At 42.4% G+C, this 9,286-nt stretch carries 8 protein-coding genes; 6 read left to right on the plus strand and 2 right to left on the minus strand.

The features are described from left to right. From A3766_RS19335 to A3766_RS19355, 5 genes are all read left to right on the plus strand, one after another. Positions 1-1,182 carry an efflux RND transporter periplasmic adaptor subunit gene (locus A3766_RS19335; RefSeq protein WP_068553539.1) on the plus strand — a complete coding sequence of 394 codons (1,182 nt, stop codon included), beginning with the start codon at positions 1-3 and terminating at the stop codon, positions 1,180-1,182. Beyond that, complete coding sequence (locus tag A3766_RS19340; RefSeq protein ID WP_068510713.1) at positions 1,179-4,499, plus strand: efflux RND transporter permease subunit; 3,321 nt, start codon at positions 1,179-1,181, stop codon at positions 4,497-4,499. The genes A3766_RS19335 and A3766_RS19340 overlap by 4 nt, the downstream gene beginning before the upstream one ends. Then, a complete protein-coding gene (locus A3766_RS19345) occupies positions 4,496-5,599 on the plus strand; it encodes a hypothetical protein (protein ID WP_068642807.1) in 1,104 nt (367 codons plus the stop codon). Before A3766_RS19340 ends, A3766_RS19345 begins: the two co-directional genes overlap by 4 nt. A 209-nt stretch (positions 5,600-5,808) precedes the next feature. Beyond that, positions 5,809-6,438 carry a DUF642 domain-containing protein gene (locus tag A3766_RS19350; protein ID WP_068510716.1) on the plus strand — a complete coding sequence of 210 codons (630 nt, stop codon included), beginning with the start codon at positions 5,809-5,811 and terminating at the stop codon, positions 6,436-6,438. 125 nt (positions 6,439-6,563) lie between these two features. Continuing rightward, positions 6,564-7,283: a hypothetical protein gene (locus tag A3766_RS19355; RefSeq protein ID WP_068510718.1), complete on the plus strand. Its 720-nt coding sequence runs from the start codon at positions 6,564-6,566 to the stop codon at positions 7,281-7,283. Positions 7,284-7,340: 57 nt separating this feature from the next. Here the strand turns inward: A3766_RS19355 and A3766_RS29165 are convergent, their stop codons facing one another. Continuing rightward, on the minus strand, positions 7,341-7,607 hold the full coding sequence (locus tag A3766_RS29165) for a hypothetical protein (RefSeq protein WP_068633325.1): 267 nt from the start codon (positions 7,605-7,607) through the stop codon (positions 7,341-7,343). Positions 7,608-7,651: 44 nt separating this feature from the next. After that, positions 7,652-7,879 (minus strand): hypothetical protein, encoded by a 228-nt coding sequence (locus A3766_RS29170; RefSeq protein ID WP_082865277.1) that lies wholly within the window; start codon positions 7,877-7,879, stop codon positions 7,652-7,654. A 291-nt stretch (positions 7,880-8,170) separates the two neighbouring features. Here A3766_RS29170 and A3766_RS19365 point away from each other — a divergent pair. Further along, on the plus strand, positions 8,171-9,286 hold a 1,116-nt coding region (locus A3766_RS19365), incomplete at its 3' end, for a patatin-like phospholipase family protein (protein WP_068642809.1).

Below are 9,286 nucleotides of genomic sequence, written 5' to 3' on the forward strand. Positions count from 1 at the left end.
ATGATGCAGTATCTAAAAAAATATCGTTCCGTCTTCCTCGCGCTTATCGTCGCGCTTGGCCTGATTTCTTGGCTCTACGATAACGCACCCGAGCCTGAGCAAAGTACTCAACAGAACCTGGCGCCAAGAGTTCCTTACACAGAGGTAATCGAAAGCAGCCAAGCGATTCCAATCTATAGTCGCGGTAGAGTATCTGCCTCAGAAGTTCGTCAGATTACCAATCAGGTACCCGGCCTGGTCAAACGTGTCAGCAAAGAGCTTAGTATAGGCGCAAGGGTCAAGCAGGGCGACATTCTCATTGAACTTGAACAACAGCCTTTTGTACTCGATATCGCACAAAAACAAGCTGAACTTGACCGAACTAAACTTGAATTAGTCAGAGTTAAAGCAAAGGCGGCTGTCGCACAAAAAGGCCTAAAACGAAACGCAACTGACTATGCGCGTCATATACCACAGGTGCGCCATGCCAGCAGTCAAGTTTCGGCCGCGGAAGCCGCCTTAGCTTATGCAAAACAACAACTCAAGAAGACTGTAATCAGAGCACCAATAGATGGCAAAGTCATTAAACTGAGTATTACTGAAGGCGAGTACATACTGGCTACCTCAAATGTTGCAACAATCTATGGGACTGACGAAGTTGAAGTCCGACTCCCGTTAAATGACCAGCAAATTGAAATTCTCGGTCTAAATCATAAAGGCTACTTGGGCAAAACAAGTAAACCTATTGCTAGCTTGAACAGCTATCAAAACCCGACAAAACAATGGCAAGGACTTATCGACCGAATTGAAGGGGAGCGCGATAGAAATCAGCTTCTTTATGTTATTGCGCAAGTTTCAAGCAATAACGCTTCAAACAAATCTAGCAAGAGCTTACTACCAGGCTCCTTTGTTGAAGCAAGGATCGAAGGGCAAGTAATCAATAATTTAAAGCTAATTCCTCGTAGTGCTGAACCTGCCAACAACACTGTTTGGACGATTGATAACGATATGCGCTTACACAGAAAAAATATCGAACTAGTGTATCGTGGCAAAGAGCTATCCTTCGTAAAGGCGGGATTAAATGCAAACGAACGTATCGTTACCGGTTCATTTCATTTAATGGCAGAAGGTATGAAAGTTGAGCCTTACCTAGCCAATGATCTCGCGCTTATTGAGCACCCTGTAGCGAGTACAATTCAATGAAAGGTGCGATCGCATGGTTTGCACATAATCCGGTTGCCGCCAACTTGCTTATGTTTACCGTGTTTGCCTTGGGTTATATCAGCCTGCCCGATATTCGCAAAGAGCTGATCCCAAATGTGTCCCTTGAACGTATTGGGATAGATACGAGCCTGCCTGGTGCGTCAGTTGAAACCATAGAATCTAGCATCTGCAAGCCAATCGAAAACCAGATTTATGATATTGAGGGCACACTTGAGCTTAGCGCTATTGCGCATGAGGGTTTTTGCTCAATGACTCTTGACGTAGCAGACGGCTACCTCACGAAAGATATACTAGATACAGTTAAAAGCCGTCTCGAAAACTATGATGCCTTACCAGACGAGGCAGAAGAGCCAACCGTCAAGGAATTGATTGTACGTAATCGCGTTAGTAAATTAATTCTCAGTGGCACCGCGGACTACGCTAGCATGAGCAAGATGGCGCGAAGCATACGCAGTGAAATCCTCGAAAACGATAACATCAGCATCATCGACCTAGAAGACGTTAAAGACTCTGAAATACAAGTCTATATCCCGGCACATAACTTAGAGCAATATCAAGTTAGCTTCGAAGAGATCAGTCGTCTAATTAGGCAACAATCAAATCAGTTACCAGGTGGCGTATTAAAAACCCATGACGGTGACGTACTAATCACCAGTGATGCTAAAAAAAGTGATGCAGAGGGTTATCGAAATATCATTATTGCCTCGAATGCTGACGGTGCCGAGGTAAGACTAGGCGATATTGCGAGCATCATCGACAACCGAAATAGCCCGCAAAGTCAGGCATCCTTTGACCACCGTGCAGCGGTTTCTCTCGATGTCTATCGTGTTGGCAATCAGAGTATTGTTACCATTGCCGAGGCAATTAAAGGCTATATAAAGCAAAAGCAACTGCCTGACAACATGCACTTATACGTTTGGCAGGACGAAGCAAAAAACTTTAAAAGCCGCATTGATTTATTGCTGGAAAATGCATTCAGCGGCCTCTTGCTACTCTTTGCGCTCTTGGTTCTGTTTCTTAATTTACGTCTCTCATTTTGGGTCAGCCTGGGAATACCATTTTCGTTTTTTGGCAGTCTGTTATTAATGCCCTCACTGGATGTATCCATCAATATTGTGTCACTGTTTGCTTTCATACTAGTGCTGGGCATTGTGGTCGATGACGCAGTGATCGTTGGGGAGTCAATTCATAGCCAGAATCAGGCAGGAAAATATGGTAGTGAAGGCGCGCTTGCTGGTGTCTATGACGTATATAAACCGATACTTTTTGCAGTCACTACAACCATTGTAGCCTTTTTGCCTTTACTGTTCTTACCAGGCCCCGAGGGTCAGTTAATGCAGGCGATACCTATTATAGTTATTTGTATTCTAGTGTTTTCGCTCTTGGAATCGATCTTTATTCTACCTGCGCACTTATCCCGTAAGGCATCAACATCAAGCGACGAAAAGAAAGACAGTCTGTTAAGTAAAATACAAAAGCAATTCAGCCAACACCTCGATAAATTAAACCAAGGTTTATATCAACCTTTATTAGTGATGGCTCTAAAACATAAAGAACTGGTTATCGTTAGTTTTAGCTTAATGTTTATCATCTTTATGGTCTTACTATCGACTGGTTGGATGAGAGTGGCGTTGGGCGTCGCGATTGATGCAGAGGTTGTTAATGCCTCAGTTGCTTTTCCGGAGGGCGCTTCACGCAAAAAAACTGAAGCTGCAGTGAATAAAATGTTGAAGGCAGCGGAAGATTTGCGTATTGAGCTAAACGAGTCTTCTTCGCCCAGTATTAGTGAACCTGTAATCTTGCACGTTTATTCGGTTATCGGCCCAACGCTTAAGATATCGAATCAGGAAAACAAACAAAACCTTGATCATACCGCCCAAGTAACGCTAGAACTGTCTGACTCAAAAACGAGAGAGCGTAGCGGTCAGGAAGTCTTAAACCGTTGGCGCGAGTTGATTGGCCGTATTGATGGAGCAAGCAAGCTTAGTTTTAGTTCTAGCCTAAGCCCCTCAAAGCCTGATATCAATATTGAGCTTTCCGGTTATGATCGCTTACAGCTTGAAACTGCTGCGAAACAGTTAAAGGATAAACTGAGTCATTACAGCGGAACTTATGACTTGGCAGACTCCCTTAATGAAAAGAAAAAACAGGCGCAGATCACCTTAAAGGATAACGCTATTTCACTTGGACTAACGCTTGAGCAGGTTATCAGGCAAGTCAATAGGGCGTATCAGGGTGAAGTGGTGCAAACGATCCAAACGCAAGATGATGAAGTCGATGTCTGGCTAGGCTTGCCTGAAGAAGAACGAGCTTCGATGTGGTACCTGGAGCACCTGCCAATTTTGATAGCAGATGGCAGCTATATAGACTTGTCAATAATTGCTGATATTCACTTCCGACAGGCACCGAATAATATTCGCCGCTATGAGCGCAAGCGAGTGGTGACCGTGAGCGCATACGTCAATACAGAACATAACTCGGTTTACAATATTCAAAAGGACCTTAAAGAACACTACCTCGACACGCTAGTCGCGCAATATCCAGATATGAAGTGGGGAACCGCAGGTAAACAAAAAAGTATTGTGGCGTTTTTAGATATTCTGTTTAACGGTTATCTAATCGCTATCTTCGTAATGTATTTGATGATGGCGGTTTTATTCTCGTCTTACAGTCAGCCCTTATTGGTTTTGTTTGCAATCCCTTTTGGAATTCTAGGCTCACTTTTCGGTCATATGTTATTAAATCTGGAATTAACGCTTTGGTCATTCATAGGTATGGTGGCGGTCAGCGGTATTGTCGTCAATGACAACCTGGTCTTGATGGACTGTATTAATGAGCTGCGCAAGAAGGGCGTGAATATCTTTAGTGCAGTATGCGAAGCTGGCAAGAAACGCTTCAGGCCAATACTCTTAACGTCAATTACAACGTTTGCAGGCTTAACACCTTTGATCCTGGAAACCAGCATTCAGGCTAAGTTTTTAATACCCATGGCCGTATCGCTGGCCTTTGGGGTTATTTTTGCAACACTGATCAGCTTGCTTTTAGTGCCCGCAAGCTACCTATTACTGGATCAATATATCAAGAGCCTAAGCACCGCTAGCAAACAGGTAACGAATAATGCGCTCGACTCCGAGAGCGTTGAAGACGCCTATCAACGCGGTTTTGAGCAGGGCAGTCGAGCGAAGAAGAAATCACAGAGCCCATATAATGATGAGGTATTAACTTCAAGCTGGGAAGCAGGTTGGCTTGATGCGAAAAATACCCTTAACGTTCTCAAGACGGATCAGGCATCATGAGTATATTTCAACGTCACCCGAAAGATCATGTTGCCTTATGGTTTGAACAAAGGCGCAAGCTAGGCGTAAGTGATGACATATATTGGGGGCGATATACGCCTCACACCTCAGAGCAAGAAGAAGCGCTAAAAGTAGATATCTTCCAGCACGCCAATGGTGACGGCATGAGCATAATGAAGCACATGCTGAACGATCTCGGTTTCACCAGTGTGAAGATCCCTAAGTGTAGAGAAACCGGTGAACCTGACACTCAAGAATTGAAAGCGATCAAAGCAAAAGTTCAACCTTACCCTAAAAGGGTCAAATGGCGTTTTTGGAAAGCGGATAATCAAGTAAGCCAAAATTCGGTAGACACTCTATTTTTTGATCGTTATGAAACCGCAGCTATCGAACAACGAGCAAAATCTCTCGATATCCCTTTAACAACCTTTATACTATGGGCGCTAAACCGCTCGGCTGCCAAGCATTTACTTGCAGATTCAAAAAACTGCAATCAAAGCTATTCGTGGTTTTATCCCGTTAATTTAAGGGGGGCAGCTAATTTTGGAACCGACTCAGACTATGCAAATTTCTCCAGTGGATTTTATATCCCTCTCGAAGCGGATATTTCACCTACCCAGTTAAACGACAGAATTCGCGAGCGGCTAAAGTCACGCGAGCATTGGCTGCACTGGCAACAAGCCAAGATAGCTAAATATCTACCTGGCTTTATGATTAGATTTTTATATCGCTACCTCAGCAATAAATCCTTTTACGCTGGCAATTTCTCCGCAATGGGGAACTGGTTAGATGAAGATATCTCTGCCTTACCGAGCAAACAGGCAGAAGCGGTTTCAGCATTACAAAAAGAACGCTGGTTTTGCTGTGCACCAGGAACAAAGAACTATCCGATATCAAGCTGCGTCATGAAGTGGAATGGTCAGCTCGGTTTAACGCTTAAGCTTCATTCTTCGATCGTAAAGGATGACAAGGTTTCGCTTGAAACGCTTTGTGATTGGGGTAATGAGCTTTTTGAAGATAATCTCTTCGACATCAATAGCGCTGTAGGTCGCAATCAAATTGTTTCTTATAAATACACCGACCATTGCCAAGGTATTTAACATTATAATATCCGTATTACCAATGCGGTTTGTAAGACGAAGTCATTAGATTCACTAGTTCACAAAATCTTGAAGCTGGCTAAATTTACGTCAGCTTATTTTACACATCGATCAATCAATACTAGAAAACATCAATAAAAACAAAAAGATAAACTTCTGGCGCATCTATTGCTTTCCTATAGTTATTATTCATTAAATTAGGCTGTATTATGAAAAATTTAACAAAGTTGTTCGGTTCAATCTGTTTAACTACTGCTGTATCTATGAGTGCTCAAGCTAATCTTATAGAAAATGGCAGCTTCGAAGATATTGGTAACGAAGCAGCACTTGGCGGGTATGGAAGCGCAGCTACGTGGCAGATTTATTCTAGCATTCCAAATTGGGACGCCAGCCAGAATGTTGAAATATGGTCTAACAATTTTATCGTACCTGCCGATGATGGAATTAGAGTATTAGAACTTAATGCGCACCCTGGAGACGCTAATGGTCAGTTCTCTATCTTCCAAGACTTCGCGACGACAGCAGGTCAGGCCTACGAGTTAAGTTTTGCTGGTCGCCGCCGCCAAGCTAACTCTGATGAAGCTTTCTCAGTCAGTGTTGGTGACCTTTCAGATTCTGTTTATAACCAATCATGGGGTAACTGGAATCAGTATACTTATCAATTCACAGCTACTAGCTCGCTTTCTACCTTAACATTCACATCCTTAGATGGCGGAAGAGATACAACAGGTAATATTTTTGACGACGTTAAAGTTACTGCAGTTTCAGAACCTGGCACCATTGCTTTGTTTGCATTAGGTTTGGCAGGACTAGTTGCCACACGTAAAAAAATGAAATAACAATACCTTTGTAGTTTCTAAAAAGCCGCACTTAAATGCGGCTTTTTTTAATTCCGTTCTTTATTTCTTTGAAAATATCCAAGTCGCTTCTAAGCTTAGTTTAAACACTAACTTAACTGACGACTATGACAAAACCCATCGCATTTCTAATCCACTTTCTTATTAGTCTCGCTATCGTATCGATAGTTTACTTTTTTATCAGATTCCAAATTTATCCTGACTTCTACTTCAAAATACAGGGTATATCAGAAATCATTCTAATCCTGTTTGCTGTAGACGTGATACTAGGGCCACTACTTACTTTTGTCGTATATAAAAAAGGTAAGAAGAGTCTAAAGTTTGACCTGTCAGTGATTGCATTATTCCAAATAGCAGCGCTTGTATATGGGTTTCAGACCATCTACAAGGAAAGGCCTTTATCAGCATTACTTGTCAATAACTCATTTGAGATCCAAACCGCATCGAATTACGATATGACAGCTGTTGACCCTAATATTATCGATACTAGCTTGGCTTCAGCACCAAAGTTCCACGTTTTAACCGGTACAACCGAAGTTAGAATAGCGATCACTGTTCATGCATTTACCGGTGAAGGGGATACAGATTATCTACAGAACATGGATTATTATCATGAGCTAGGCGAGCAAAAAGAACGCATCAAGCAAGCAGCTCTTGAAGAAGTCTACCTTAAGAAGATTTATAAGGATCAAGAGTTTGATACAGGCAAATACTTCTATATCCGCATAATTGGGAAATCAGGCTTTGGTTTGGCAAAGCTCGACAAGAATACCTATGAAGTCCTTGAAATTTTTGCTTTGACAGATTTCGACATGAACACTTTGTGAACTGCAAATAATGCATTAAGGCGATAATCTAAGCTTTTATCACCTTAATGCGCAGCCCTAAGACTTTGCGCTGATGTGTTCAGCATCATCCTTGGAAAACGGATTAGTAATAGTCGAGCTAGAACCTTGAAGTACCGCCTCGGGGTGCCTTATTTCCATAATGCACTTTATGCGTTGTTCATCCTTCGTGTTAACATCCACTAAGATCAAGTGCTGACCTTCAATAATTTGTTCGTGAAACTTCTGGATCTTGTAGTGTTCAGTATTGAGCCCACCAACACCGCCAAACCACGCACCAAAGAACATGCTAAAGATCGCGATCACTAGCCATGCATTGAAGCTAAACTCCTCGATATAAGTAAAGGGGACTAAAAAAACAGCCCAATCATCCCACCGGACAATAAGCCTCGCTCTACAAAGCGCACGAAGTCGGTACGCTGAAGTGCACTCGCAGAGTGGAGATGATGACTATATAGACCCTCTTCATTAGTACTAATAATATGAAAGTTCCAGTCAGTAATACCATGCTCATGCAAATCTTTCGAAACTTGGTCGACACTGTCAATTGAAGGGCTAAGGTAATATAAACGTTTCATAGGACACCTCCGACTACAAATTAATGCTCTAATTTAAAAACGGAAAACCATATAACGATCTATCTTTATCATTAACTTAATTATAGCGCTAAAGATGCTGCTTTTTTGATCAGATATAGACCGTCTTATTCTATATAGATTTTTATTATCACTATTAAGTTTATGCAAGGTTAGTGCTTGTCCGCATATATGCCCTAGAATAGTTTTACTATTGAGACTTATCTATTCTTTGAGCGGAAACAAGCTGCTATCGCAGCATTCTTACAAAGTACATTATTTGGAATAATTAATATGACAGCAGGGGTGATTTTAACGGGTGGTGGTGCACGAGGCGCTTACCAGGCCGGTGTTCTTAAGGCAATTGCAGAACAGTTTCCTGGCTTTGACTATCCCTTTCCTGTCATTTGCGGCAGTTCCGCAGGAGCTTTAAACGCCGTGGGGCTAGGAGGAGGGGGTAAGATCTTCAGGCATAGTGTCGACAGTCTCGAAGATCTTTGGTTAAACCTTAGCTCTGATAAGGTATACAAATCCGACTATTGGAATCTTGCAAAAAACCTAGGCCAGTTTGTTAGAGGTTTCGTCAGCGGAGATGGCATTGATGTGCCAGGCTCCATGTTCAATAACGCCCCCTTAAGAGAGCTATTAAAAAAAGAAGCTGATTTCGGACAACTCACAACCAACATCAAGAAGCACGACATACAGGCAGTTAGTGTGACAAGTTGTGGTTATCGAAGCGGCCAAAGTGTTAGTTTTTTCCAAGGTGAAGACCACCTTACTGGTTGGCAATCAGGGAATAGGGTGGGCGTTAAAACAAAACTAACGCTTGATCACCTCATGGCTTCTTCTGCTATCCCGACCATATTTCCACCAGTCAAGATACATAGAGAGTACTTTGGCGATGGTGTTGCTCGTAATATGGCACCGCTTAGCCCTGCAGTTCACCTTGGTGCGAATCGAATTTTGGTTATTGGTGTTAGCGCGAACCTCACCAATCGTCATATTCGCAAGGAAAGTAAAAAAGAGCCAAAGCGACCCTCTATCTTAGAGCATGTTATAAACGGAATGTTTATTGATGTTGTAGAAAAGGACGTTGAAAAGGTCGCTGTCATCAACAGCCTTTTAAAAAGAGTTGAGGACCCAGAAGCAGTCGCCAACGATTTGGGATTAAGGTTTATTGATACCTTGGTGATAAACCCAAGCGAACCAATTGATGAAATTGCAATTAAACATGTTTCCAAACTACCCGGACCTATTAAACAGTTTTTTGGTCTAAACAAGGAACCAATTGAAGGCGGCGTGAGCCTGGCTAGCTATCTTTTGTTTGAAGGGGAGTTTATGCGAGAGCTCATAGCTCTCGGATACAAGGACGCTCAAGCTAAGTCCAAGGAGCTTGAAAGTTTCTTTAAC

This window comes from Oleiphilus sp. HI0132, assembly GCF_001635845.1.

What these genes read in the sequence shown, in the direction of transcription:
- A3766_RS19335 (WP_068553539.1), top strand. Translation starts at nt 1, where the DNA reads ATGATGCAGTATCTAAAAAAATATCGTTCCGTCTTCCTCGCGCTTATC.
- A3766_RS19340 (WP_068510713.1), top strand. Translation starts at nt 1,179, where the DNA reads ATGAAAGGTGCGATCGCATGGTTTGCACATAATCCGGTTGCCGCCAAC.
- A3766_RS19345 (WP_068642807.1), top strand. Translation starts at nt 4,496, where the DNA reads ATGAGTATATTTCAACGTCACCCGAAAGATCATGTTGCCTTATGGTTT.
- A3766_RS19350 (WP_068510716.1), top strand. Translation starts at nt 5,809, where the DNA reads ATGAAAAATTTAACAAAGTTGTTCGGTTCAATCTGTTTAACTACTGCT.
- A3766_RS19355 (WP_068510718.1), top strand. Translation starts at nt 6,564, where the DNA reads ATGACAAAACCCATCGCATTTCTAATCCACTTTCTTATTAGTCTCGCT.
- A3766_RS29170 (WP_082865277.1), bottom strand. Translation starts at nt 7,879, where the DNA reads ATGAAACGTTTATATTACCTTAGCCCTTCAATTGACAGTGTCGACCAA.